Raw genomic sequence first — 26,371 nt, forward strand, 5'->3', positions numbered from 1 at the left:
TGTTCATTCTCCTTGCTGCCCTTGCGGGGCAACTGATTCATGGCGGATCGCCCACCAGACCTTGAGGGCGTCCACGGTTTGTTCTACGTCGTGCACGCGCACGATGAAAGCACCCTGCTCGGCGGCGCAGACCGCCGCGGCGATGCTGGCCGCCACCCGGGCCTGCGGCGGCTTGCCGCCGACGATGGCACCGAGCGTCGACTTGCGCGACAGGCCCGCCAGCACCGGCAGCCCGTCGACAGCCAGGCGTGGCAGTTTTCCGAGCAGGCGCAGATTATGATCCGGCGTCTTGCCAAAGCCAAAGCCCGGATCGAGCGAAATGCGTGCATCGTCGACACCCGCCGCGCGCAGGGTTGACACCCGTTCGCGCAGGAAGTCGGCCACTTCGGCCACCACGTCGGTGTATTGGGGGTCTTCCTGCATCGTCTGGGGGTCGCGCTGCATGTGCATGACGCACAGGCCCGCCTGGCCGGCCGCCACGGCCTCCACGGCGCCCGGCATGCGGAAACCCCAGATATCGTTGATCAAATCGGCTCCGCCCGCCAGTGCTGCACGCATCACCTCAGGCTTGTAGGTGTCGATCGACAACGGTTTGCCGCATCCAGTCAGCGCCTCGACGATCGGCAACACGCGGTCGAGCTCCTGGTCCAGCGGCAGCGCGGCCGACCCCGGCCGGCTCGACTCCCCGCCGATATCAATGATGTCCACACCCTCGGCAATCATCTGCTCGGCATGGCGCAGCGCCGCGTCGCGGCTGGCATGCTGGCCGCCGTCCGAGAAGGAATCGGGTGTCACGTTGAGGATGCCCATCACCAGCGGGCGGCGGTTGCGGGCGAAGCGGTAACGCCCGCACTGGAAGAACTCGGTCGACAAGTTGTACGTCCTGAAAACAAAAAGCCGGCGCACCAGGCACCGGCTTTGCAGGCTATCAGATTCCGCCGCGTTTGAAACCGTCGCAAACGGTCTGTTACGCGGCGGTCTCCGCCAGGGAAAACGCGCTTACGCCATGTCGTCGACGCGCGCCGTCGCCGGCGCGTTGCTCGGCGCCACCGGCGAGCCGCCCGGAGGCGTGCTGCCGCCACCGCTCGGGCCCTGCAGGTTACGCGGCGGGCGCGGCGGCTTGCCGGCCATGATGTCGTTCACCTGGTCGGCGTCGATCGTTTCCCACTCCATCAGCGCGTTGGTCATGGCTTCGACCTTATCGCGGTTCTCTTCCAGCAGGCGCTTGGCCAGTGCGTACTGGGTGTCGATGATGGTGCGGATCTCAGCGTCCACCTTCTGCTGCGTGGCTTCCGACACGGTCTTCGACGACAGCTTGCCGAACATGCCGTCCTGCTCGGTGTCGACGTAGACCATCGCGCCCAGCGAATCGCTCATGCCGAAGCGGGTGACCATGTCGCGGGCAATCTTCGTGGCCCGCTCGAAGTCGTTCGAAGCGCCGGTGCTCATGGCGTTGAGGAAGACCTCTTCCGCGGCCCGGCCGCCGAACAGGATCGCAATTTCCTCAAGCATGTTGTCCTTGTACTTCGAGTACTTGTCATGCTCGGGCAGTTGCCACGTCACGCCCAGTGCCCAGCCACGCGGCATGATCGTGACCTTGTGCACCGGGTCCGCCTTCGGCAGCAGCTTGGCCACCACGGCGTGGCCGGACTCGTGGTAAGCCGTCGCCTTGCGCTCTTCCTCGCGCATGACGGTCGACTTGCGCTCCGGACCCATGTAGATCTTGTCCTTCGCGTCCTCGAAGTCCTGCATGTCCACCACGCGCTTGTTGCGGCGGGCGGCGAACAGCGCGGCCTCGTTGACCAGGTTGGCCAGGTCGGCACCCGAGAAGCCCGGCGTACCGCGTGCGATGACCGAGGCGTCGACGTCGTTGCCAATCGGCACCTTGCGCATGTGGACCTTCAGGATCTGCTCGCGGCCGCGGATGTCCGGCAGGCCGACGTAGACCTGGCGGTCGAAGCGGCCCGGACGCAGCAGTGCCTTGTCCAGCACATCGGCACGGTTGGTCGCGGCGATCACGATGACGCCCGAGTTGGCCTCGAAGCCGTCCATCTCCACCAGCATCTGGTTCAGGGTCTGCTCGCGCTCGTCGTTGCCGCCGCCCATGCCGGCGCCACGATGGCGGCCGACCGCGTCGATTTCGTCGATGAACACGATGCAGGGCGCCTGCTTCTTGGCGTTCTCGAACATGTCGCGCACGCGGGCCGCGCCCACGCCGACGAACATTTCAACGAAGTCCGAGCCCGAGATGCTGAAGAACGGCACCTTGGCTTCGCCGGCGATGGCACGCGCGAGCAGCGTCTTGCCGGTACCCGGGGGGCCCACCAGCAGTACGCCGCGCGGGATGCGCCCGCCCAGCTTCTGGAATTTCTGAGGATCCTTGAGGAAGTCGACCAGCTCGACCACTTCCTCCTTCGATTCGTCGCAACCGGCCACGTCGGCAAAGGTCACGGCGTTCTGGTTTTCGTCGATCAGGCGTGCGCGGGACTTGCCGAACGAGAAGGCACCGCCTTTCCCGCCGCCCTGCATCTGCCGCATCATGTAGAACCAGAAGACGATGATCAGCAGCGTCGGTCCGAGGTAGTACAACGCCTGGACCAGCACGTTGGGCTCGTCGTCCGCCTTGCCGGTCACCTGGACGCCGTACTTCATCAGGTCGCCGACCATCCAGATGTCGCCCGGCGAGATGATGGTGTACTTCGCCCCTTCCTTGGGCGACACCACGAGGTTGCGGCCTTGCACGTCCACGCGCGACACCTTGCCGTTCTTGGCGTCATCCATGAACTGCGAATAGGTAACGCCGTCCTGCGCGCGCGGTTTGTCGAACTGCTTGAAGACGGTGAACAATACCAGCGCGATCACGAGCCAGATTGCCGCCTTTTGAAACAGGTTGTTATTCAAGGCCGAACTCCTTTGCAATTGCCTTGCCAACGGGTAGCTGCATTGCATTGTAATGCAGCGTCCGTCCCCACAGGGAAATCTGATTCTATGGGCCTGATAGTGCCCGAGCGGACTGCGCCGGGCAAGCCGGTGCGCCCCCGGCACAAACCCGGAGCCCCCTGCTTCCGTGGGGTCTGCCCTGCACTGCCAGTCGTCATGTCAGTCCACCGATTTCAGGTAACGCCCAAGAATGAAGGTTTCTGAAGACTTGTCGCGCGACGCCTTGGGCTTGCGCTTGGCGACGACCTTGAACTGGCGTTTGAACTTCTCCACGATCTGGCTGTAGCCGGAACCGTGGAAACACTTGACCAGCAACGACCCTTCCGGCTTCAGGTGGGCCTGGGCGAACTCCAGCGCCAGATCGCACAGGTACTCGATCCGCGCCGCATCCGCGGACGCCACACCGGACAAATTGGGGGCCATGTCCGAGATAACAAGGTCGATTCTGGACCCGCCGGACGCCTCCAGCACCACCTTTTCCAGCGCCCGGAACACGTCTTCTTCCCGGAAGTCGCCCTGGATGAACGTCACGTCGGCCACGGGCTCCATCGGCAGGATGTCGATGGCGATCACGGCGCCGTCCGGCTTGCCGTCCCGGGCGTGCGGGGACGCCGCCAGCTTGTTGCGCGCGTACTGGCTCCAGCTCCCCGGCGCAGCGCCCAGGTCGACAATGACCTGCCCCGGCTGGATCAGCTTGTCCTGGTCGTCGATTTCCTTGAGCTTGTAGGCCGCGCGGGCACGATAGCCCTCGCGCTGGGCCATCTTCACGTAGGGGTCGTTGATGTGGTCGTGCAGCCACGACTGGTTGAACTTGTTCTTGCCCTTGGCCATTCCTGAGACTTGCCTGATTGCGGGGAGCGCTTTTTTCCCCGATTTGATGATATTTACCGTCCAGCGGCGACATTCTGGCGTATTTTTGGCGGATAATACGCGCCAATCCGAAATTTGCTGCCCTGATGCCCGCCCTACACCTGATCCCCGCCCAACGTTCCGACCTGCGCTCGCGCGCCCACGGCCTCAACCCCGTGGTCATGATCGGGGCCGAAGGGCTGACGCGCGCCGTGCTGGCCGAAATCGACCGCAGCCTGGCGGCCCACGACCTGATCAAGATCCGGGTGTTCGGCGACGAGCGCGACACCCGCATCGCCATCTACGAGGCGATCTGCGACGAACTGGACGCCGCCCCGATCCAGCACATCGGCAAGCTGCTGGTGATCTGGCGCCCGGGCCCCGCCCGCCTGCAGGAAAACCAGCCCGACGACCTGGGTGCCGCCCGCCGCCGGCTGGGCACCGGTGCCGCCCCGCGCACGGTGATGGTCCGCAAGGCCGCCGGCTCGGGCCAGCGCCGTGCGCCGCGCACGGCCGTCAAGGTGCTTGGCAACGAGCGCGTCACCCAGGCCGGCAACGTCAAGCGCGCCCGGGCCCGTCCGTCCAGCCAGAAGAAGAAGGCGCTGGGCTGACCGGCAGGTTCAGATCGGCCACGCGCCGGTCGGTTCCCTGACCCTGAAAGAAAGGCGGCCTCGGCCGCCTTTTTTCATGCCCTGGCTCCGGCTTACTCGCCGGCGGCGCGCGGCGCGCTGGCGCGCCACACCAGCACCAGGGCCAGCAGGCTCTGCAGAAGGTAGAACACGCTCGACACGCCGTGCAGCATGCCGAACTGGCTGCGATAGGGCGATTCGGACACGCCCAGGTTCATCGCCTGCGCCTTGACCTTGAGCCCTTCCATGAACGGCTGCACCCCGAAGTACCCGGCCAGCACGCATACCAGCATCGCCAGCACGATCCAGCGCAGGGCCCGGTAGCGGGCCGCGCCACGGCGGATCAGCACGTTGCACAGCACCAGCTGCAGCACGCCGACCGTCACGCCCAGGATGGCCTGGTAGCGGAACAGGTGGCCGGCCACCATGCCCGCCGTCTCGCGGCTGGGCAGCACGGCGAACAGCGTCGGCGCCACCATGTAGCCCGTGGTCCACAGGCTGCCGGCCCAGACCACGGTCAGCAGCAGGAAGATCCGGTGCGGCAGCGGCGGCAGGTTCGAATACGACGACGAGAACACGCTGTCCCGCCCGCGTCAGATGTAACGGACGGTGATGACTTCGTATTCGCGCTCGCCGCCCGGGGCCAGCACGGTGGCTACGTCGCCCTCGAACTTGCCGATCAGCGCACGGGCGATCGGCGAGCTGACGGAGATCTTGCCGCTATCCAGGTCGGCCTCGTCGTCGCCGACGATCTGGTAGCTCACGGCCTTGCCGGACTCCAGGTCTTCCAGGTCCACGGTGGCCCCGAAGACGATGCGGCCGTCCGTGTCCAGCTGGGTCGGGTCGATGACCTGCGCGGCAGACAGCTTGGCCTCCACTTCCTGGATTCGGCCCTCGATGAACGCCTGCTTTTCCTTGGCCGCGTCATATTCGGCGTTTTCCGACAGGTCGCCCTGGGCACGCGCCTCGGAGATGGCATTGATCACCGCGGGACGCTCGACGGCCTTCAGGCGCTGCAGCTCTTCCTTGAGCAGTTCGGCGCCACGCTTTGTAATCGGAATGGTGCTCATGTCTTGTTCAACAAAAAAATGAGCCGCAGCGGAGCTGGAACCATGTCCCGGCAACAGCTTCCTGGGACACTTCCGCTCGACCGCGGCTTTCAGATGGAATCGACCCGGCACGGTGCCGGGTCGATCGACGAATTCGACGTAGTGTAGGCCAGAACCGCCGCCGGTTTCAACCCGGCGGCCGGACCGCGCCGCGCCGGGCGTCTCCCGCGGCGCAGCATCGGGCCATGACCCGGCGGACCGTCAGGCCAGCTGCTTGTGCAGGCCCTGCAGGTCGTAGACCTCCAGGCTCTGCATGTGCTTCAGGCCCTCCACCGCGGCGTTGGCGCCGGCGATGGTCGTGTAGTACGGCACGCGGTTGGCCAGCGCGGCGATGCGGATCGAGCGCGAATCGGCAATCGCCGTGCGCGTCTCGTCCACCGTCGTGAAGACCAGTGCCAGTTCGCCGTTCTTGATCATGTCCACGATATGCGGACGGCCGTCCTTGACCTTGTTCACCACGCGCACCGGAATGCCCGCCGCCTCGATGGCCGACGCCGTGCCGCGCGTGGCGACGATCGGGTAGCCCAGGTCGTGCAGCATGCGGGCCACGGTCACGGCGCGCGGCTTGTCGCTGTCCTTGACCGTGATCAGAACCGTGCCCTTCTCGGGCAGGCGCGAACCGGCGGCCAGCTGGCTCTTGAACAGCGCCTCGCCGAACACCTTGCCCACGCCCATCACCTCGCCCGTCGAACGCATTTCGGGTCCGAGCACCGGATCCACGCCCGGGAACTTGTTGAACGGGAACACCGCTTCCTTGACGCTGAAGTACGGCGGCACGACTTCCTCGCCGATCCCCTGCGAATCGAGCGACTGGCCGGCCATGCAGCGCGCGGCGATCTTGGCCAGCGACAGGCCGGTGGCCTTCGACACGTACGGCACGGTCCGCGACGCGCGCGGGTTCACTTCCAGCACGTAGACCACGTCCTCGCCGCCCTTCTGCTGGATGGCGAACTGCACGTTCATCAGGCCCACCACGTTCAGCGCGCGAGCCATGGCAGCGGTCTGGCGCTTCAGTTCGTCGACGGTGGCCTGCGACAGCGAGTACGGCGGCAGCGAGCACGCCGAGTCGCCCGAGTGCACGCCCGCCTGCTCGATATGCTCCATCACGCCGCCGATGAACACGCGCTGGCCGTCGCACAGGGCGTCCACGTCACATTCGATCGCGTCGTTCAGGAAGCGGTCCAGCAGCACCGGCGAATCGTTCGACACCTTCACGGCCTCGCGCATGTAGCGCTCCAGGTCGCGCGGCTCGTGCACGATTTCCATCGCGCGGCCGCCCAGAACGTACGACGGGCGCACCACCAGCGGGTAGCCGATTTCCTCGGCCAGGCGCAGCGCTTCGTCCTCCGCACGGGCCGTGCGGTTGGGCGGCTGGCGCAGGCCCAGCTCCTGCAGCAGCTTCTGGAAGCGCTCGCGGTCTTCCGCGGCGTCGATCATGTCCGGGCTCGTGCCGATGATGGGCACGCCGTTGGCTTCCAGGTCCAGCGCCAGCTTCAGCGGGGTCTGGCCGCCGTACTGGACGATCACGCCCACCGGCTTTTCCTTGTCGACGATTTCCAGCACGTCTTCCAGCGTCAGCGGCTCGAAGTACAGGCGGTCCGACGTGTCGTAGTCGGTCGACACCGTTTCCGGGTTGCAGTTGACCATGATGGTCTCGTACCCGTCCTCGCGCAGCGCCAGCGCGGCGTGCACGCAGCAGTAGTCGAACTCGATGCCCTGGCCGATCCGGTTCGGGCCACCGCCCAGCACCATGATCTTCTTGTTGGCCGTGGGGTCGGCCTCGCACTCGCCATGCTCGGCCTCGTACGTGCCGTACATGTACGCCGTGTTGGTGGCGAACTCGGCCGCGCAGGTGTCCACGCGCTTGTACACCGGGCGCACGTTCTGCGCCAGGCGCGCCTGGCGCACGGCCTTGGCGTCGGTCTTCAGCAGCTTGCCCAGGCGACGGTCAGAGAAGCCCTTCTGCTTCAGGAAGCGCAGCTCGGCGGCCGACAGGCTTTCCAGCGTCCGGCCGCGCACCACGCCCTCGGTCTTGACGATGTCCTCGATCTGGGCCAGGAACCACGGGTCGATGGCCGTCTCGGCGTACACCTCTTCCAGCGACATGCCCAGGCGGAACGCGTCGCCCACGTACCAGATGCGGTCCGGGCCCGGTTCGCCGATTTCCTCGACCACCTCGTCGCGGTCGGTCGACTTCTCGTCCAGGCCGTCCACGCCCACTTCCAGGCCGCGCAGCGCCTTCTGGAACGATTCCTGGAACGTGCGGCCCATGGCCATCACCTCGCCCACGGACTTCATCTGCGTGGTCAGGTGGCTGTCGGCCGCCGGGAATTTCTCGAACGCGAAACGCGGCACCTTGGTGACCACGTAGTCGATCGACGGCTCGAACGACGCCGGGGTCTGGCCGCCGGTGATCTCGTTCTTCAGCTCGTCCAGCGTGTAGCCCACGGCCAGCTTGGCCGCCACCTTGGCGATCGGGAAGCCGGTGGCCTTCGAGGCCAGCGCCGACGACCGCGACACGCGCGGGTTCATCTCGATCACGATCATCCGGCCGTCCACCGGGTTGATCGAGAACTGCACGTTCGAGCCGCCGGTGTCCACGCCAATCTCGCGCAGCACGGCCAGCGAGGCATTGCGCAGGATCTGGTATTCCTTGTCGGTCAGCGTCTGGGCCGGCGCCACGGTGATCGAGTCGCCGGTGTGGATGCCCATCGGGTCCAGGTTCTCGATCGAGCAGATGATGATGCAGTTGTCCGCCTTGTCGCGGACCACTTCCATCTCGTATTCCTTCCAGCCGAGCAGCGATTCCTCGATCAGCAGCTCGCGCGTGGGCGACAGGTCCAGCCCGCGCTTGCAGATTTCCTCGAATTCCTCGCGGTTGTACGCAATGCCGCCGCCGGTGCCGCCCAGCGTGAACGACGGGCGGATCACGATCGGGTAGCCGGCCGAGCCGGTTTCCTGGGCGATGCGCGACTGCACGGCCACGGCCTCGTCCATCGAGTGGGCGATGCCGGACTTGGCCGAGCCCAGGCCGATCTTGGTCATCGCGTCCTTGAACTTCTGGCGGTCCTCGGCCTTGTCGATGGCCTCGGGCGACGCGCCGATCAGCTCCACCTTGTACTTGTCCAGCACGCCGTGGCGGTGCAGGTCCAGCGCGCAGTTCAGCGCGGTCTGGCCGCCCATGGTCGGCAGGATGGCGTCCGGGCGCTCTTTCTCAATGATGCGCTCGACCACTTCCCAGGTGATGGGCTCGATGTAGGTGACGTCCGCCGTGTTCGGGTCCGTCATGATGGTCGCCGGGTTCGAGTTGACCAGGATGACCTTGAAGCCTTCCTCGCGCAGCGCCTTGCAGGCCTGTGCGCCGGAATAGTCGAATTCGCACGCCTGGCCGATGATGATCGGGCCGGCGCCGATGATTAGGATGCTCTTGATGTCTGTGCGCTTTGGCATTGCACGCTCTCTTTGTTGGCCGGCCGCGCGGTGCCGCGCTGGCCGTGCCGGATATCAGGTTTGAACTGTCAGCCCAGGGTGGCGGTCGCCAGCTTGGCGCCGAAGCCGATGAACATGGCCCCGACCCCGCTCGACATGCCCGCGGACAGGCGCCGGCGGCGGCGGAACGCATCGGCCAGCTTCGCGCCCACGAAGATGATCGTGGTCAGGTAGGCGAAGCTGCAGATCTGGCAGACCAGGCCCAGCGCCACGAACGACAGCGCCGGATACGCGAACTGCGGGTCGACGAACTGGATGAAGAACGAGATGAAGAACAGGATGGCCTTCGGGTTCAGCAGGCTGATGACCAGCGCCTTGGTGAACGGGTTGGCCGCGCGGTCCACGGCCACGGCGGCGCCCTGCCCGTCCGCGCCGGCCGGCTTCGACCAGTTGCGCAGCGCGCCGCGCAGCATCTGGAAGCCGATCCAGGCCAGGTAGGCCGCGCCCACGTACTTGACCACGTGGAACAGCGCCGGGCTCGCCTTGAGCAGCGAGGCCACGCCCGCCGCCGACAGCACCATCAGGATCGCGTCGCCCAGGAACACCCCGCACGCGCCCTTGTACCCGGCGCGCACGCCGCGCTGGGCCGCCACCGACAGCACGTACATCGAATTCGGCCCCGGCAGCAGCACGATGAAGATCGTACCGAGCACGTAGGTCCAGAAATCCGTGATGCCGAAGCTGGCGTGCATGAATTCCGTCATGGTCGCATCCCGTTCAGGTTCTCGTTGTCGTCCGGACCGCCGCTTACGCCGCCTTCTTGGCGCGGGCGTCCTGCATCAGCTTCGTGAAGCGGTCGAACAGGTACGCGATGTCGTGCGGACCGGGCGACGCTTCCGGGTGGCCCTGGAAGCAGAACGCCGGCTTGTCGGTCAGCGCAAAGCCCTGCAGCGTGCCGTCGAACAGCGACGTGTGCGTGACGCGCGCGTTGGCCGGCAGCGTCGACGCGTCCACCGCGAAGCCGTGGTTCTGCGACGTGATCACCACGCGGCCATCGTCATGATCCTTGACCGGATGATTGGCGCCATGGTGGCCCGTGCTCATCTTCAGCGTCTTGGCACCCACGGCCAGCGCCATGATCTGGTGACCCAGGCAGATGCCGAACGTGGGGATGCCGCGCGCGATGAACTCGCGCGTGGCGGCGATGGCGTAGTCGCACGGCTCGGGGTCGCCGGGTCCGTTGGACAGGAACACGCCGTCCGGATTCAGCGCCAGCGCGTCGGCGGCGCTGGCCTGGGCCGGCAGCACCGTGACCTTGCAGCCGCGCTCGGCCAGCATGCGCAGGATGTTGAACTTGACGCCGTAGTCATAGGCCACCACGTGGAACTGCGGCTTGTCCTGCTTGCCGTAGCCCTCGCCAAGCTTCCACTCGGTCTGGGTCCACTCGTACGGTTCCTTGACCGACACCACCTTGGCCAGGTCCATGCCGGCCAGGCCCGGGAACGAGCGCGCCAGGTCGATGGCCTTCTGGACGTTGTCCTCGCCGGCCAGGATGCAGCCGTTCTGGGCGCCCTTCTCACGCAGGATGCGGGTCAGCTTGCGGGTGTCGATACCGGCGATCGCCACCACCTTTTCCTGCTTCAGGTAGTGGGCGAGCGTGTGTTCCTTGCGGAAATTGGAGGCCAGAAGCGGCAGATCCTTGATGATCAGGCCGGCGGCATGGACTTTCGTGGCTTCGACATCCTCAGGATTGACGCCGTAATTGCCGATATGCGGATACGTCAGCGTGACGATCTGCCGGGAATAGCTCGGGTCGGTGAGGATTTCCTGATAACCGGTGATGGCGGTGTTGAACACCACTTCGCCGATCGTATGGCCGGAAGCGCCGATGGAATAGCCACGAAAGACCGTGCCGTCTGCAAGCGCGAGGATGGCGGACGGAAAAGACGGTAACACGGGTAGGCTCCTGCTGGACTCACCCCGTGACCGACCTGCTCAACGCCTCGTGCCCCGCGCAGCCCATGGCGGGCTGGCTTTTGCGGCATGACGCTTTCATCACATTTGTGCAGTGCATGAAAGGCCCGCGCAGACAGGGCGGCGGAAGGTGGAATACGGTAGGCGCTAGGGTGAAGGGTTCTGAAAGCGAAACTTTCGAATTATATCCCGCCGCACCCAATTTCTCAAGTATTCAAGAACTTACGATGGACAGGCGGCGCGCCGCCCGCCGCGCCCCTGCGCCGCCTTTACCTTTCCGCAACGATTCACGCAGCCGGCGGCACCACGGCCGTGACCTCGATCTCCACCTTGGCGCGCGGCTCCACGAGGTCGGCCACCTCCACCGCCGTCATCGCCGGGAAATGCCGGCCGATGATGTCGCGGTAATGCTGGCCGATGGCCTTGTAGGCGCCCACGTACTCGGCCTTGTCCTTGACGTACCACGTCATCCGCGCAATGTGCTCCGGGCGCGCCCCGCCCTGCTCCAGCACCGCCACGATGTTGCGCAGCGCCTGCGCCACCTGCAGCGCGAAGTCGTCGGTCTCGAACTCGCACTGGCCGTTCCAGCCAATCTGCCCGCCGACGAAGACCAGGCGGCTGCCCACCTGCATCTCGGCCTGGATGCCGTTGGCGTAGCCTTTCGGAGGCGCCCAGCCGGGCGGTTGCAACGTTTTCAGCATGATGGTCGTCTCTCAGTATTCGTTGGGTGCAGCGGTATGGGGGACGGGGACGCGGATGGGGCCAGGTAGCGCGCCATCGCGGTGCGTACGGCGTCGGGCAGCGGCTGCGGGGTCATCGCGCGCGTGTCGACGCAAACCAGCCGCTGGGCGACGGTCAGGCGCGTGCCGCCATCGGGCCCGGCAAAGCGGATGTCCACGGCAAAGCTGGTGCGGCCGACGTGCGTCACGCGCAGCTCGCGCGTGAGCTGCTCGCCCAGCCGGCTCGGCGCGGCAAAGCGGCAGTCCAGCGTGGCGGTCGGCACGCCCGCGTGGCCGGCGCCGTGCATCGCATCGAACGGCCAATCCAGCGAGTCGGCGAACCAGTCCTCGATGAAGTCGTTCAGCATCTCGAAGTAGCGCGGGTAGAACACGATGCCGGCCGCGTCGCAGTGCTTAAAGCGCACGCGCACGTGATTGCGGAACACCTCGCTCATGGCTGCGACCCTTCGTTCGCCAGCTGGCGCAGCCGAAAGCGCTGCAGCTTGCCGGTCTCCGTGCGTGGCAGCGCGGCCACGAACTCGATGCGCCGCGGGTACTTGTACGGCGCGATCTCGCGCTTGCAGTATTCCTGCAGCGCCGTGCGCGTGGCATCGTCCGGCGCCACGCCGGGCCGCAGCACCACGTAGGCCGTCACCACCTGCCCGCGCTCGGCATCGGCCGCGCCCACCACGCCGCATTCGGCCACGGACGCGTGCTTCAGCAGCGTGCCTTCCACCTCGGGCCCGGCGATGTTGTAGCCGGCCGAGATGATCATGTCGTCGGACCGCGCCTGGTAGAAGTAGTAGCCGTCCGCGTCGGCCATGAAGGTGTCGCCGGGCAGGTTCCAGCCGTCGCGCACGTACGCGGCCTGGCGCGGATCGTCGAGATAGCGGCAGCCCGTGGGCCCGCGCACGGCCAGCTTGCCCACGGTGCCCGGCGGCACCGGCTGCATGGCGTCGTCGACGATGCGCGCCTCGTAGCCGGGCACCACGCGGCCCACGGCGCCCGGCCGCACGTCGGCGCCGGCGCTGGAAATGAAGATGTGCATCATCTCGGTGCCGCCCAGCCCGTCAATCATCTCGATGCCGGTGGCGGCCTTCCACGCCTGGCGCGTGGCATCGGGCAGCGCCTCGCCGGCCGACACGCTCTTCCTGAGGCTGCCGATGTCGTACTGGCCCGCCAGCGTCGCCATCTGCCGGTAGAACGTGGGCGCGGTGAACACCACGGTGGCGCGATGGTCCTGGATCAGCCCGAGCAGCGTCTCGGGCGTCAGCTTCTCAGCCAGCGCCGTGCTGGCGCCAATCCGCAGCGGAAAGCACAGCATGCCGCCCAGCCCGAACGTGAACGCCAGCGGCGGCGTGCCGCAGAAGATGTCGTCCGGCGTCGGCTTGAGCACGTGGCGCGGAAACAGGTCGCACATCGCCAGCACGTCGCGGTGAAAGTGCATCGTGCCCTTGGGCTGGCCCGTGGTGCCGCTGGTGAATGCGATCAGGCAGATGTCGTCGGCGGCCGTGTCGCAGGCGTTGAACGTATCCGGCTTGCCCGTCATGGCCGTTTCCAGTGCATCGGCGCCCGATCCATTGAAATAGCGCACCGTGGTCAGCGTCGGGCAGTGGTGCTCGCCGCCGGCGCGCTGGTTGGCCTCCAGCTCGTCGCGCAGCCGCGCGTCGCACAGCGCGGCCGACACCTGCGCCTTGTCGATGATCTGGCGCAGCTCCTTGGCGCGCAGCAGCGGCATCGTCGGCACTGCTATCAGCCCGGCCTTCACTGTCGCCAGCCAGCTTGCCGCCATCATCAGGTTGTTCGGCCCGCGCAGCAGCACGCGGTTGCCCGGCACGAGCCCCATGTCCGCCACCAGCACGTGCGCGATCCGGTTCACCAGCGCCGCCAGTTGCGCGTAGGTCACGGTCTCGATGCGGCCGTCGGGGGCGTGGCGCACGGCCACGCGCTCGCCGTGGCCGGCCGCCACATGCCGGTCCACCAGTTCCACGGCCGCGTTGAAGCGCACCGGATACTGCGTGTCGGCGTTGAACTGGAACACCGGCCAGCTTTCGGGCGGCGGCAGGCGGTCCCGCGCGAACGTGTCGACGTGGGCGGTGGGCGTGGCGGGGGCTGCGCTTGCGGCGGTTGCGGGGGCGGCCATGCTTGTCTCCTGTTACCGGTTCAGCGAGCCTGGCGCGCGGCCAGCGTCTCGCGGGCGATGATCAGCTTCTGCACTTCGGTGGCGCCTTCGTAGATGCGCAGCGACCGGATTTCGCGGTACAGGCTCTCCACGCGCGTGCCCACCTTGACGCCCAGGCCGCCAAAGATCTGCACCGCGCGGTCGATCACCTGCTGCGCGTTCTCGGTGGCCACCATCTTGGCCATGGCCGCCTCGCGCGTGGTGCGCTGCTGCCGCACGTCGCGCAGCCACGCGGCGCGGTAGGTCAGCAGCGCGGCGGCGTCGATGGCCGTCGCCATGTCGCCGATGGCGGCCTGCGTGAGCTGCAGGTCGGCCAGCACGCCGCCGAACATCGGCCGCGACGTGGCGCGCGCCAGCGCATCGTCCAGCGCGGCGCGGCCAAAGCCCAGCGCGGCCGCCGCCACCGACGCGCGGAAGATGTCCAGCGTCATCATCGCTACCTTGAAGCCCTGCCCGGGCTCGCCCAGCCGGTTGCCCACGGGCACCCGGCACTGGTCGAAGCGCAGCGTGGCCAGCGGGTGCGGCGCGATCACGTCGATGCGCTCGGCGATCGACAGGCCCGGCGTATCGGCATCGACGACGAAGGCGGTGATGCCGCGCGCGCCCGGCGCCTCGCCCGTGCGCGCGAACACGCAGTAGAAATCGGCGATGCCGCCGTTCGAGATCCACGTCTTGGCGCCGTCCAGCACGTAGTGGCTGCCGTCGTCCGACAGCCGCGCGCTGCACTGCATCGCCGCCACGTCCGATCCGGCCTCTGGCTCGGACAGCGCGAACGCGGCGATGGCCTGGCCCTGCGCCACACGCGGCAGGTAGCGCGCGCGCACGGCGTCGCTGCCGGCCAGCGTGATCGCGCCAGACCCCAGCCCCTGCATCGCGAACGCAAAGTCGGCCAGGCCGTCGTGCCGGGCCAGCGTCTCGCGCAGCAGGCACAGCGCCCGCGAATCGAGCCCCGGCAGCGCCCCGCCGTGCGCCGCCGGCACGCAGTAGCGCAGCCAGCCCGCCTCGCCTAGCTGGCGCACCAGCGCGCGGCAGGCCGCGTCGGCGTCGTGATGGTCGATGTCGCGCAGGTGGCTGCCGCACCAGGCGTCCAGTTCGGCTTCGAGCTGGCGGTGCGCCGGGTCGAAGAACGGCAGGTCGAGATAGGTCTTGTCGCTCATGCGGCGCTCCTCAGTCGCCTTCGAAGACGGGTTTCTGCCGGGCGACGAACGCGTCATAGGCGCGCCGGAAGTCGCGCGTCTGCATGCAGATGGCCTGCGCCTCGGCCTCGGCCTCGATGGCCTCGTCCACGCCCATGTTCCATTCCTGGTGCAGCAGCTTCTTGGTCACGCCGTGCGCGAACGTCGGCCCGGCCGCGATCTGCGCGGCCAGCGCCTGGGCCTGCGCCAGCACCGCGTCGCTCGGATGCAGCGCGTTGAAGAAGCCCCACTGCAGCCCTTCCTCGCCGCTCATCGCCCGGCCCGTGTACAGCAATTCGCTGGCGCGGCCCTGCCCGATCATGCGCGGCAGCAGCGTGCAGGCGCCCATGTCGGCCCCGGCCAGCCCCACGCGCACGAACAGGAACGCGGTCTTTGCCTGCGCGGTACCGAGCCGCAGGTCGGACGCCAGCGCCATCATCGCGCCCGCCCCGGCGCAGATGCCGTCGACGGCGCTGACAATCGGCTGCGGGCACGCCCGCATCGCCTTGACCAGATCGCCGGTCATGCGCGTGAAATCCAGCAGCTCGGGCATCGTCATCTGCGTGAGCGGGCCGATGATCTCGTGCACGTCGCCGCCCGAGCAGTAGTTGCCGCCCGCGCCGGTGATGACCACGGCCTTGATGTCAGTGGCATAGGCCAGCCCGCGGAACAGGTCGCGCAGCTCGGCGTACGAATCGAACGTCAGCGGGTTCTTGCGCTCGGGCCGGTTCAGCGTGATGGTCGCCACCTTGCCGTCGGCCGACACCGACCACAGGAAATGCCTGGGCTGGTAGTCGGCAAAGGCCCGCTTGTGGTGACGCATGTCGAGTGCGATGTCAGTCATGGAAGGTCTCGGGTTGGGAATCCAGTCATTGCGAAGGGCGGGTGCGCGCGCGCATCACCCGGCCATCACCTCCCCGCCCGCCACCGGGATGGCCTGCCCGTTGATGGCGGATGCGGCGGGCTGGCACAGCCAGGCCACGGCGTCGGCCACTTCCTCGGGTTGCACCAGGCGCTTCTGGGGGTTGCGGGCGGCCAGTTCGGCGCGGGCCTGGGCTTCGGTGCGGCCGGTCTTGCCGACGATGTTGGCCACGGCGTCGCGCACGATGTCCGTTTCGGTGTAGCCGGGGCAGACGGCGTTGACCGTGATGCCCTTGGCGGCCAGTTCCAGCGCCAGCGCCCGGGTCAGGCCGATCACGCCGTGCTTGGCCGCGCAGTACGCACTGACGTAGCCGTAGCCGATCAGCCCGGCCGTGCTGGCCACGTTGACGATCCGGCCCCAGCCCTGCGCCAGCATCATCGGCAGCGCGGCCTGCGCGCACAGGAACGTGCCGGTCAGGTTCACGTCGAGCATGCGCTGCCAGAGCGCCACGTCGGTCTTGCCGAACGGCGCGCTGTGCGCCTGGCCGGCGTTGTTGACCAGCAGCGTGACCGGGCCGCGTTCCGCGCTGGCCCGGGTGAATGCCGCCGACACGGCGTCGGCGTCGGTGATGTCGGCCGGCGCGGCACCCAGCGCGGCGCCGTCGGCCACCGACGCGGCCAGCGCCTGCATCGTCGCGTCCAGCGCGGTCATGTCGCGGCCCACCAGCGTCACGCTGGCGCCGTCTTCGAGCAAGCGGCGCGCAATCGCGGCGCCAATGCCGCGCCCGCCGCCGGTGACCAGCGCGTGCCGCCCCTGCAAGGCCCGTGTCATGGTCACTTCCCCGGCTGCTGCGCGTACGCCGCCGCACGCGCCAGATTGGTTTCGAGCTGCTTCTTGCCGGCCACGTACTGCCGGGGCCAGGCCACGTCGCGGTAGCCCAGCCGAGCGGCCTCGTGCAGCGTCCACGCCGGGTCGGCCAGGTGCGGGCGGGCAATCGCGCACAGGTCGGCACGGCCGGCGGCCACGATGCTGTCGACGTGGTCGGCCTCGAAAATGGCACCCACCGCAATGGTCGGGATGCCGGCCTCGTTGCGGATGCGGTCCGCGAACGGCGTCTGGTACATCCGGCCGTAGACCGGCGTCTGGTCCGGGCTGACCTGGCCCGACGAGCAGTCGATCATGTCCGCGCCGGCCGCCTTGAACGCGCGGGCGATGGCCACCGCGTCGTCGGCCGTGATGCCGCCGTCGACCCAGTCGTGCGCCGAGATGCGCACCGACATCGGCTTGTCCTGCGGCCAGACGGCCCGCACCGCGGCAAAGACCTCCAGCGGAAAGCGCAGCCGGTTGGCCAGCGACCCGCCGTAGTCGTCGGTCCGCACGTTGGTCAGCGGCGAGATAAAGCTGGACAGCAGGTAGCCGTGCGCGCAGTGCAGTTCCAGCCAGTCGAAGCCGGCCTGCGCCGCGCGGCGCGCGTTGGCCACGAAGTCGTCGCGCACGCGGTCCATGTCGGCACGCGTCATCTCGCGCGGCACCTGCGAGATGCCCGGCAGGTAAGGCAAGGCCGACGCCGATTCGAGCGGCCAGTTACCGTCGGGCAGCGGATGGTCCATCCGCTCCCAGCCCACCTGCGTGGAGCCCTTGCGCCCGGCATGGCCAAGCTGGATGGCGATCCTGGCGTCGCTGTTGGCGTGGACGAAATCGACGATGCGCCGCCAGGCGTCGCGCTGGGCGTCGTTCCACAGGCCGGGGCAGCCCGGCGTGATGCGCGCGTCCGGCGACACGCAGGTCATCTCGGCCACCACCATCGCCGCCCCGCCCATCGCGCGGGCGCCCAGGTGGACCAGGTGGAAGTCGCCGGGCACGCCGTCGACGGCCGAGTACATCGCCATCGGGCTCACCACCACGCGGTTTTTCAGCGTCACGCCGCGCACCGTGAACGGCGTGAACATCGGCGGCAACCCGGCCTCGCCGGCGGCGGCGCGCAGGTTCAGCGTCTCCGGCGGCACGCCGGCCTGGGCGGCCAGCCATTGCTCGAAGCCGTCGACGTAGCCGGCGTCGCGCACGCGCAGGTTTTCGTGGGAAATGCGCTGCGAGCGCGTCAGCAGCGAATAGGCGAACTGCTCGGGCGCCAGCCCGGCGTAGCGCTCGACGTTCTCGAACCATTCGGTCGAATTGCGCGCGGCGTTCTGGATCTTCAGCACCTCCACGCTGCGCGTGGCCTCGTAGCGCGCCAGGGCGTCGGGCAGCGCGTCCAGCCCGGCCGCGCGGTGCGCGCCGATCTCGCTTGCCAGGTCGATGGCATCCTCCAGCGCCAGCTTGGTCCCCGATCCGATCGAGAAATGCGCCGTATGCGCCGCATCGCCCATCAGCACCACGGGCACGCGCCGGCCGTCGGCCAGCGTGTTCCAGTGCACCCAGCGATGACAGATCACGCGCGGAAAGCGGATCCAGTTGGCCGAGCCGCGCAGGTGCGTGGCGTTGCTGATCAGCCGGTGGCCGTCCAGGTAGCGCGCGAACAGCTTCTCGCAGTAGGCCACGCCGTCTTCCTGGCTCATCTGCTCGATGCCGGCGGCACGCCAGACGGCCTCGGGCGCCTCGACGATGAACGTCGACGTGTCATCGTCGAACCGGTAGGCGTGGGCCTGGAACCAGCCGTGCTCGGTCTTCTCGAACGCGAACGTGAAGGCGTCGAACAGCTTGTGGGTGCCCAGCCAGACAAAGCGGCACTGGCGCGTGTCGATATCGGGCTGGAAGGTCTCGGCGTAGCGGGTGCGGATGCGGCTGTTGATGCCGTCGGACGCGATGACCAGGTCGGCCTGGTACTGCGCGGCCAGCGCCTGGTCGTCGGACACGTCGGTCTCGAACACAAGCCTGACGCCAAGTGCCTCGCAGCGCGCCTGCAGGATGTTCAGCAGCCGCTTGCGGCCGATGCCGATGAAGCCATGGCCGCCCGAGCGGATGGTCCGGCCGCCGATGTGGATGTCGATGTCGTCCCAATGGTTGAACGCGGCGTTGATCTCGGCCGCGCTGACGGGGTCGGCCGACTTCAGGTTTTCGAGCGTGGCATCGGAAAACACCACGCCCCAGCCGAACGTGTCGTAGGGCCGGTTGCGCTCCACCACCACCACCTCGTTGGCCGGGTCCTGCAGCTTCATCAGCAGCCCGAAATACAGGCCCGCCGGGCCGCCACCAATACAAAGCACACGCATCCGTCGATCTCCCGCACGCCCCGCCCGTCACACCGGGACGCCGTTCTACATCAGGGTTAAATATTTTATGCTTAAAATATTAGGCGGCAATGGGGCGGGATGGCAAGGGAATTTTGGGCTTCACCCCGCTATAGCGATGGGTTTTCTCCCCTCTCCCGCATCGCGGGAGAGGGGAGCTGGAAACAGACTACCGCCCTACCCCAGCCGTCCTCACCTACCCCAGCGCCGTCTTCACCTGCTCCAGCGCGGTCGGGTCCTCGATCGTCGTCAGGTCGCCCGGGTCGCGGCCTTCGGCCACGGCCTGGATGGCGCGGCGCAGCAGCTTGCCGGAGCGGGTCTTGGGCAGCGCATTGACAAAGAACACGCGCGCCGGGCGCGCCACGGCGCCCAGTTGCTGCTCGACGGTCTTCATCAGTTCGCCTTCGAAGGCCAGGCGGTCCGCCTCGGAGCCGGTGCGGCTGGCGTCGCGGGCGATGCAGAAGCCCAGCGCCACCTGCCCTTTCAGCGCGTCCTGCACGCCCACCACGGCCACCTCGGCCACGCCGGGATGCGACGACAGGCTTTCCTCGATCTCGCGCGTGCCCAGCCGGTGCCCGGCCACGTTGATCACGTCGTCGGTGCGGCCCAAGATGAAGACGTAGCCGTCGTCGTCGCGCACGCCCCAGTCGAACGTCGAGTAGCACTGGCGGTTTGGCACGGCCGACCAGTACGTGCGGATGAACCGGTCGTCGTCGCCCCAGACCGTGGTCATGCAGCCCGGCGGCAGCGGGTAGTCGATGGCCACCACGCCCTTCTGGTTCGGCGGGCATTCCTGGCCGGTCACCTCGTCGACGATGCGCAGGTCATAGCCATAGGCCGGCACGCCCGGCGAGCCCAGCTTGGCCGGCAGCGGCTCCACGCCGCGCTGGATGGCGATGATCGGCCAGCCCGATTCGGTCTGCCAGTAGTTGTCGACCACGGGCTTGCCGATGCCGTCCTGGATCCAGCGCGCCGTGGGCTCGTCCAGCGGCTCGCCGGCCAGGAACAGCAGCCGCAGGCTGGACAGGTCGTGGCGGGTCAGCAGCGCCGGGTCCTGCTTCTTGAGCACGCGGATGGCCGTCGGCGCGCTGAACAGGATGTTGACGCGATGTGTCTCCACGATGCGCCAGAGGATGCCGCCGTCGGGCCGGATCGGCGTGCCTTCGTACATCACCGAGGTCATGCCGGCCAGCAGCGGCGCGTAGACGATATAGCTGTGGCCGACCACCCAGCCCACGTCGGATGCCGTGAACATCGTGTCGCCCGGCTTGCCGCAGAAGATGTACGCCATGGACGTGGCCAGCGCCACCGCGTAGCCGCCGGTGTCGCGCTGCACGCCCTTGGGCTTGCCCGTGGTGCCCGACGTGTAGAGCACGTACGACGGCTCGCTGGACTCCAGCCACACGCACGGCACCACCTGCCCGGCCACCTTGTCGCGCCACGCGGCGTAGTCCTCGTCGCGGCCTTCGGTACGTGGCATTTCCGCCAGATTGCGGTCGACGAGCAGCACCTTGTCCGGATGATGGCCGGCCAGGCGGATCGCCTCGTCCAGCAGCGGCTTGTACGGCACGACCTTGCCCGCGCGCGACCCGGCGTCGGCGCTGACGATCACCTTCGGCCGGGCATCGTCGATGCGCGCGGCCAGGCTGACCGACGCAAACCCGCCGAACACCACCGAGTGCACGGCCCCGATCCGCGCGCAGGCCAGCATCGCGAACATCGCCTCGGGAATCATCGGCATGTAGACCAGCACGCGGTCGCCGCGCTGCACGCCCAGCGCCTGCAGCGTGGCGGCCATGCGGTTCACTTCGTCGTGCAGTTGCAGGTAGGTGTAGACGCGCTCGGTGTCGGTCTCGGTCGACACGTAGACCAGCGCGCGCTGGTCGCCACGCGCGGCCAGGTGGCGGTCCACGGCGTTGTGGCACAGGTTGGTGCGCCCGCCGACGAACCAGCGCGCGAACGGCGGGCGGCTGTCGTCGAGCACGCGTTCGAACGGGGTTTCCCAGTCGATCCGCGCGGCCTGTTCGGCCCAGAATCCGGCCTTGTCGGCCAGGGATCGCGCGTGCAGGGCACGGCTTGCCGTCATGGTGTCTCCTCCGCTTGTCATGGTCGGAATGCGGTGCCGATGGCGTTCGGCCCGGCCTTGTTTTCTGGAGAATCTACCATGACCGCATCGCGGCCAAGCGGTTTGTCGGCGCCGCCGTGCGCCCCAAAACAAAACGCCCCGGCGCGGGGCCGGGGCGTCTGGAGCCAGGGGTCAGGGTTGCCGCGAACTAGCGCGCGTGGCCCTTGGTGGACTTGGCCGACGTGGCCGATGACGTCGACTTGGCCGGCGCCGGCTTGGCGGCGGACTTGGTCGCCGCCGCCTTGCGCGGCGTGGCCTCCACCACCACGCGCTTGCGCGGCTCGGCCTTTTCCGCCTTGTCGGCTTTCGACGACCGGGCCGCAACCGCCTTGCCCGCCGGCTTGCCGGCCGATTTGCCCCGCGCGGCACTGCGCGCGGGCGCATCGTCGCCATCGTCGCCGCGCTCGGCCCGCGCCGCCGCAGCCGAATTGGGCCGCAGCATCAGTACCAGGCTCTGCCCCGCCACGAGCTTGCTGCCCGACAGCTTGTTCCACGACTGCACCTGCCGGGGCGACACGCCGTAGCGGCGCGCCACGGACACCACGGTATCGCGCCGGCCCGCCTTGACGACCACGCGCTTGGCGTCGGGCACGTCGGGCTCCACGGCCAGCATCGCGGTATCCACCAGCGACGCGCTGATGTCCCGGTCATGGCGTTCGGTGCGCGGGATCATCACCGTCGACCCGGCCTTCAGGCGCATGCCCTTGGGGATGCGGTTGATCTCGCGCAGGGTATCGGCATCGACATTGAGCCGCGCCGCCAGTGCCTCCACCCGCTCGCGGCTATCCACCGAGATCGCCGTCCACGTCGACAGGCCGCCCCGGTAGGTGTTGAGGTTGTACTGGAAGCGCTCGGCGTTGTCGAACGGCAGCAGGATCTGCGGATTGGCCGCGCCCAGGATCACGGGCCGGTTGAACGACGGGTTCAGCGCCTTGAACTCGTCCAGCGGCATGTTGGCCAGCTTGGCCGCCAGCGCCACGTCGATGTCGCGCGACGTGGTGACCGTGACGAAGTACGGATGGTCGGGAATGTCGGGCAGCTTCACGCCGTACGCGGCCGGGTTGGCGATGATGTTCTTGACCGCCTGGAGCTTCGGCACGTAGTAGCGCGTCTCGTTCGGCATGGTCAGGCTGGCGTAGTCGGTGGGCAGCCCGCGCGCCTGGTTGCGTGCGATGGCACGCGACACGGCGCCCTCGCCCCAGTTGTAGGCCGCCAGCGCCAGGTGCCAGTCGCCGAACATATCGTGCAGCCGCGACAGGTAGTCCAGCGCGGCGTCGGTGGACGCCAGCACGTCGCGCCGCTCGTCGCGGAACATGTTCTGCTTGAGGTTGTAGGACTTGCCCGTGCTCGGGATGAACTGCCACATGCCGGCCGCCTTGGCCGTCGATTCCGCCTGGGGGTTGAACGCGCTCTCCACGAACGGCAGCAGCGCCAGCTCGGTGGGCATGTTGCGGCGCTCCAGCTCTTCCACGATGTGGTACAGGTAGCGGCTCGACCGGCCGACCATCCGTTCCATGTAGTCGGGGCGCGCGGCATACCACTGCGTGCGGTCGTCGACCAGCGTGCCTTCCAGGTCCGGCATCGTGAAGCCCTTGCGGATGCGGGCCCAGATATCGGCGGAGGGGCCGCGCAGCCAGTCCACGCTGGCCTGGTCGACGTTGACCACCGGCGCGCCGGCCAGCGAGCCGGCGCGGCCGGTGCTGTTCAGGGTGTTGAGCGGGTCCTTGGGCGGACCGGATTCCAGGGCGGTCGGCGTGCCGGCCATCTCGCCGGCGGGCGGAGTGGGTGTGCCGGCGCAGGCTGCAAGCAGCGCGGCACACGCAACTACCGCCAGAAATCGACCAAATCGCATTAAGTTCTCTGAAAGTGACGCCAAAAATTTGGCCTGATCCTATGGAAAAGGCCGGGGCACGTCAATGAGATTTTCCCGAAGATGCAAATTGGACATCTTCCGATACCTGGACGGCCGGCCAAGCCCGTCCGGACGGATGAGAAACGTCTGAAATGTATCGACTGCCGGCCGCCCGGCTCAGCGGAAATTGTCCTTCCAGCCGCGCAGCGCGCCGAATGCGGCGGCGTCGCTGCTGACGTCGCCGCCCTGCGCCTGGACGGCCGCGCGCACGGCTGGCTCGCGCGAGCGCAGGAACGGGTTGACCGCCCGCTCGTGGGCCAGCGTGGTGGGCACGGTGGGGGTATCGGCCTGGCGCAGCGCGTCTACCCGGTCTGACCAGGCGCCCAGCGCGGCGTTGTCCGGCTCCACGGCCCGCGCAAAGCGGACGTTGCTGCGCGTGTACTCGTGGGCGCAATAGACGCGGGTGTCGCCGGGCAGCGCGGCCAGCTTGTCCAGCGACGCCAGCATCTGCGCCGGCGTGCCCTCGAACAGCCGCCCGCAGCCGCTGGCGAACAGGGTATCGCCGCAGAACACCACCGGGCCCACGCCCGGCAGGTCCCCCGCATAGGCCACGTGGCCGGCCGTGTGGCCCGGCACGTCGATGACCCGGAACGTGGCGGCCGGGTGGGCCAGCGACACGGTGTCGCCCTCGCGCACGGCCTGGGTGCGGTGGCCGATCCGCTCGCCGGCCGGGCCGATGACCGGCACCGGGGCGCCGTCGGGGCCGTCGGGATGGCTCGCCAGCAGGTCCGAAACGCCGCCCTGGTGATCGCCGTGGTGATGGGTGATTACAATAGCGCCCAATGCCAGCCCGCGTTGCGCCAGAAAGCGCTCCACGGGCCCGGCCTCGCCTGGGTCCACCACGGCGGCGCATTGGCCGTCGTGGATCGCCCAGATATAGTTGTCCTGGAAGGCGGGGATCGGCTCCACTTTCAACATGTGTGCTCCTATGTCCAACCGACCGATTATAGATTGGGAAGAATGGCTCGCCTCGCCGCCCGGGCAGTACATGCTTGAGTGGGAATCGCGCCAGTACGACCGGACGGTGACGGACATCTTCGGCTATCACGCGGTGCAACTGGGCCTGCCCCACGTCGACACGCTGCGCGAGAACCGCATGCCGTTCTCGGCGCTGGCGCTGGACGGCCGCGCCGGCCCGCACGGCCCGCGCGAGACGCACCCCGACGCCCGCCAGCTGCTGTGCCGCTTCGACGAACTGCCGTTCGAGACGCAGAGTATCGACCTGGTCACCCTGCCCCACATCCTGGAATTTTCCGAGGACCCGCACGAAGTGCTGCGCGAGGTGTCGCGCGTGCTGATGCCGGAAGGGCGCGTGGTCGTGACCTGCTTCAACCCCATGAGCCTGTGGGGCGCCCGGCAGGGCCTGAACCGCCTGGGCGCCACGCCGTTCCTGCCCAGCGACGCCCAGACCATCGGCTTCGTGCGGATCAAGGACTGGCTCAAGCTGCTGGGCTTCGAGATCATCCGCGGCCGGTTTGGCTGCTACTGCCCGCCCTACCGCACCGAGCGCTGGCTGCAGCGCGCCGCGTTCATGGAGAAGGCGGGCGACCGCTGGTGGCCCATCTTCGGCTCGGTCTACATGATCTCGGCCGTCAAGCGCGTCAAGAACATCCGCCTGGTCGGCCCGGCCTGGAAGACGGCCAAGCCGGCCCTGGCGCCCGTGGCGGCGCCGGTGGCCACGCCCACGGGCACCCACGGCAAGCACCACAAGACCCCGCCCGGCCAGTAGCGCCGGGCCATCTCACTTTTTTCCGATGCAAGAAGTCACGATTTATTCCGACGGCGCCTGCAAGGGCAATCCCGGCCCTGGCGGCTGGGGCGCCGTGCTGGTCGCCGGCGACCACGAGAAAGAACTGTTCGGCGGCGAGAACCCGACCACCAACAACCGCATGGAGCTGATGGCCGTGATCGAGGCGCTGCGCGCGCTCAAGCGGCCCTGCGTCATCAACATCTACACCGACTCGCAGTACGTGCAGAAAGGCATCAGCGAGTGGATCTCGGGCTGGAAGAAGCGCGGCTGGCTGACGGCCGACAAGAAGCCGGTCAAGAACGCCGACCTCTGGCAGATGCTGGACGAAGCGCGCCAGCCGCACGTGATCGAATGGCACTGGGTGCGCGGCCACGCCGGCCACCCCGGCAACGAACGCGCGGACCGGCTGGCCAACCGCGGCGTGGAATCGCTCAACGCCTGACGTCCGCTCAGATCCTCACCCGGCGCCCCGGCGCCAGCGATTACAATCCTGCCCCATGCGACAGATCGTTCTCGATACCGAAACCACCGGCCTGAACCACGCCACCGGCGATCGCCTGATCGAAATTGGCTGCGTGGAACTGGTCAACCGGCGCCTGACCGGGCGCAACCTGCACTTCTACATCAACCCCGAGCGCGACGTGCCCGAGGACGCCGTGGCCATCCACGGCCTGACCGCCGAATTCCTGGCCGACAAGCCGAAGTTTGCCGAGGTCATGCACGAGATCCAGGCGTTCGTGCGCGACGCCGAGCTGATCATCCACAACGCCGCGTTCGACATGGGCTTCCTGGAGATGGAGTTCAAGCTCCACAACCTGCCCCCGTTCCGCGACCACGTGGCAAACGTGATCGACACCCTGCGCGAGGCGCGCCAGATGTTCCCGGGCAAGCGCAACTCGCTCGACGCGCTGTGCGACCGCCTGGGCATCAGCAACGCCCACCGGACGCTGCACGGCGCACTGCTGGACGCCGAGCTGCTGGCCGAGGTCTACCTGGCGATGACGCGCGGCCAGAACTCGCTGGTCATCGACATGCTCGACGGCACCAGCGCCGGCGGCGAAGACCGCCGCGCGGCCGACCTGTCCGCGCTGACCCTGCCCGTGCTGCTGGCTACCGAGACGGAGCTGTCGGCCCACATGGGCGTGCTCAAGGAACTGGACAAGGCCAGCGGCGGCAAGACGGTCTGGAAGATCGAGGTCCCGTCCGAAGTGCCGGCCGGCACCACGGTCCAGTAGCCCGCCAGCCGCGCCCGCAACTTTTTCGCAGAAAGTTGAAAAAAGGGCTTTACAAGGTATTACCCCATCGGCATAATCTCGTTTCTCCGCTGCACGACACCAGCAACAACGGTGACGAAGCAGACAGGGGTGGTTAGCTCAGCGGTAGAGCACTGCCTTCACACGGCAGGGGTCACAGGTTCAATCCCTGTACCACCCACCAGTTTCATCAAAAAGCCCAGCAGCGATGCTGGGCTTTTTGTTTTGCCGCGCCC

Annotated in this window: 22 protein-coding genes and 1 tRNA gene; 5 read left to right on the top strand and 18 right to left on the bottom strand. The window is 67.9% G+C overall.

Annotated features, from left to right (window positions below; translation table 11 throughout):
• Window positions 1–3: 3 nt before the first annotated feature.
• From folP to QTN24_RS00160, 3 genes are all read right to left on the bottom strand, one after another.
• Window positions 4–873 carry a dihydropteroate synthase gene (folP, locus tag QTN24_RS00150; RefSeq protein ID WP_313834946.1) on the bottom strand — a complete coding sequence of 290 codons (870 nt, stop codon included), beginning with the start codon at window positions 871–873 and terminating at the stop codon, window positions 4–6.
• A 126-nt stretch (window positions 874–999) separates the two neighbouring features.
• A complete protein-coding gene (ftsH, locus tag QTN24_RS00155; protein ID WP_124683911.1) occupies window positions 1,000–2,901 on the bottom strand; it encodes an ATP-dependent zinc metalloprotease FtsH in 1,902 nt (633 codons plus the stop codon).
• Between the two features lie 198 nt (window positions 2,902–3,099).
• Entirely contained in the window at window positions 3,100–3,771 is a 672-nt protein-coding gene (locus QTN24_RS00160; RefSeq protein ID WP_124683910.1) for an RlmE family RNA methyltransferase, read from the bottom strand.
• A 125-nt stretch (window positions 3,772–3,896) separates the two neighbouring features.
• Here QTN24_RS00160 and QTN24_RS00165 point away from each other — a divergent pair, with 125 nt between their 5' ends.
• Window positions 3,897–4,400: a YhbY family RNA-binding protein gene (locus tag QTN24_RS00165; RefSeq protein WP_124683909.1), complete on the top strand. Its 504-nt coding sequence runs from the start codon at window positions 3,897–3,899 to the stop codon at window positions 4,398–4,400.
• Window positions 4,401–4,492: 92 nt separating this feature from the next.
• On the opposite strand, the gene QTN24_RS00170 is transcribed toward QTN24_RS00165, so the two are convergent.
• The 15 genes from QTN24_RS00170 to gloB all read right to left on the bottom strand — a co-directional run bounded on the left by QTN24_RS00170 (window position 4,493) and on the right by gloB (window position 24,050).
• Window positions 4,493–4,996, bottom strand: a complete 504-nt coding sequence (locus QTN24_RS00170) for a DUF4149 domain-containing protein (RefSeq protein WP_313834947.1) — start codon at window positions 4,994–4,996, stop codon at window positions 4,493–4,495.
• 15 nt (window positions 4,997–5,011) lie between these two features.
• A complete protein-coding gene (gene greA, locus QTN24_RS00175) occupies window positions 5,012–5,488 on the bottom strand; it encodes a transcription elongation factor GreA (RefSeq protein WP_092594162.1) in 477 nt (158 codons plus the stop codon).
• 240 nt (window positions 5,489–5,728) lie between these two features.
• On the bottom strand, window positions 5,729–8,977 hold the full coding sequence (gene carB, locus QTN24_RS00180; protein WP_124683907.1) for a carbamoyl-phosphate synthase large subunit: 3,249 nt from the start codon (window positions 8,975–8,977) through the stop codon (window positions 5,729–5,731).
• 68 nt (window positions 8,978–9,045) lie between these two features.
• On the bottom strand, window positions 9,046–9,720 hold the full coding sequence (leuE, locus tag QTN24_RS00185) for a leucine efflux protein LeuE (protein WP_124683906.1): 675 nt from the start codon (window positions 9,718–9,720) through the stop codon (window positions 9,046–9,048).
• Window positions 9,721–9,763: 43 nt separating this feature from the next.
• Window positions 9,764–10,912, bottom strand: coding sequence for a glutamine-hydrolyzing carbamoyl-phosphate synthase small subunit (carA, locus tag QTN24_RS00190; protein WP_313834948.1), 1,149 nt, complete (start codon window positions 10,910–10,912; stop codon window positions 9,764–9,766).
• Between the two features lie 305 nt (window positions 10,913–11,217).
• On the bottom strand, window positions 11,218–11,631 hold the full coding sequence (locus QTN24_RS00195) for a RidA family protein (RefSeq protein ID WP_313834949.1): 414 nt from the start codon (window positions 11,629–11,631) through the stop codon (window positions 11,218–11,220).
• Window positions 11,625–12,104, bottom strand: a complete 480-nt coding sequence (locus QTN24_RS00200) for a thioesterase family protein (protein ID WP_313834950.1) — start codon at window positions 12,102–12,104, stop codon at window positions 11,625–11,627. The genes QTN24_RS00195 and QTN24_RS00200 overlap by 7 nt, the downstream gene beginning before the upstream one ends.
• On the bottom strand, window positions 12,101–13,792 hold the full coding sequence (locus QTN24_RS00205) for an AMP-binding protein (protein ID WP_313834951.1): 1,692 nt from the start codon (window positions 13,790–13,792) through the stop codon (window positions 12,101–12,103). Before QTN24_RS00205 ends, QTN24_RS00200 begins: the two co-directional genes overlap by 4 nt.
• Window positions 13,793–13,812: 20 nt before the next feature.
• A complete protein-coding gene (locus tag QTN24_RS00210) occupies window positions 13,813–14,988 on the bottom strand; it encodes an acyl-CoA dehydrogenase family protein (RefSeq protein WP_313834952.1) in 1,176 nt (391 codons plus the stop codon).
• A gap of 10 nt (window positions 14,989–14,998) precedes the next feature.
• Window positions 14,999–15,850 carry an enoyl-CoA hydratase family protein gene (locus tag QTN24_RS00215; protein WP_313834953.1) on the bottom strand — a complete coding sequence of 284 codons (852 nt, stop codon included), beginning with the start codon at window positions 15,848–15,850 and terminating at the stop codon, window positions 14,999–15,001.
• A gap of 54 nt (window positions 15,851–15,904) precedes the next feature.
• A complete protein-coding gene (locus QTN24_RS00220; RefSeq protein ID WP_313834954.1) occupies window positions 15,905–16,699 on the bottom strand; it encodes an SDR family NAD(P)-dependent oxidoreductase in 795 nt (264 codons plus the stop codon).
• 2 nt (window positions 16,700–16,701) lie between these two features.
• Window positions 16,702–19,077: a bifunctional salicylyl-CoA 5-hydroxylase/oxidoreductase gene (locus QTN24_RS00225; protein WP_313834955.1), complete on the bottom strand. Its 2,376-nt coding sequence runs from the start codon at window positions 19,075–19,077 to the stop codon at window positions 16,702–16,704.
• Between the two features lie 214 nt (window positions 19,078–19,291).
• Window positions 19,292–21,181, bottom strand: a complete 1,890-nt coding sequence (locus QTN24_RS00230) for a propionate--CoA ligase (protein ID WP_124683897.1) — start codon at window positions 21,179–21,181, stop codon at window positions 19,292–19,294.
• A gap of 187 nt (window positions 21,182–21,368) precedes the next feature.
• Window positions 21,369–23,072, bottom strand: a complete 1,704-nt coding sequence (locus tag QTN24_RS00235; RefSeq protein WP_313834956.1) for a transglycosylase SLT domain-containing protein — start codon at window positions 23,070–23,072, stop codon at window positions 21,369–21,371.
• A 177-nt stretch (window positions 23,073–23,249) separates the two neighbouring features.
• Window positions 23,250–24,050, bottom strand: coding sequence for a hydroxyacylglutathione hydrolase (gene gloB, locus QTN24_RS00240; RefSeq protein ID WP_313834957.1), 801 nt, complete (start codon window positions 24,048–24,050; stop codon window positions 23,250–23,252).
• Window positions 24,051–24,060: 10 nt separating this feature from the next.
• Between gloB and QTN24_RS00245 the strand changes: the two genes are divergently transcribed.
• The 4 genes from QTN24_RS00245 (at window position 24,061) to QTN24_RS00260 (ending at window position 26,319) form a co-directional block, all read left to right on the top strand.
• Window positions 24,061–24,861 carry a class I SAM-dependent methyltransferase gene (locus QTN24_RS00245; RefSeq protein ID WP_124683894.1) on the top strand — a complete coding sequence of 267 codons (801 nt, stop codon included), beginning with the start codon at window positions 24,061–24,063 and terminating at the stop codon, window positions 24,859–24,861.
• A 25-nt stretch (window positions 24,862–24,886) separates the two neighbouring features.
• Window positions 24,887–25,324 carry a ribonuclease HI gene (rnhA, locus tag QTN24_RS00250; protein WP_124683893.1) on the top strand — a complete coding sequence of 146 codons (438 nt, stop codon included), beginning with the start codon at window positions 24,887–24,889 and terminating at the stop codon, window positions 25,322–25,324.
• A gap of 55 nt (window positions 25,325–25,379) precedes the next feature.
• Window positions 25,380–26,117 (top strand): DNA polymerase III subunit epsilon, encoded by a 738-nt coding sequence (dnaQ, locus tag QTN24_RS00255; protein ID WP_313834958.1) that lies wholly within the window; start codon window positions 25,380–25,382, stop codon window positions 26,115–26,117.
• Window positions 26,118–26,244: 127 nt separating this feature from the next.
• Window positions 26,245–26,319, top strand: a tRNA-Val gene (locus QTN24_RS00260).
• The last annotated feature ends 52 nt before the right edge of the window (window positions 26,320–26,371 follow it).

Origin of the sequence: Cupriavidus sp. SZY C1 (assembly GCF_032190535.1) — a bacterium.
In the GTDB taxonomy this organism is placed as follows: Bacteria; Pseudomonadota; Gammaproteobacteria; order Burkholderiales; family Burkholderiaceae; genus Cupriavidus; species Cupriavidus pauculus_C.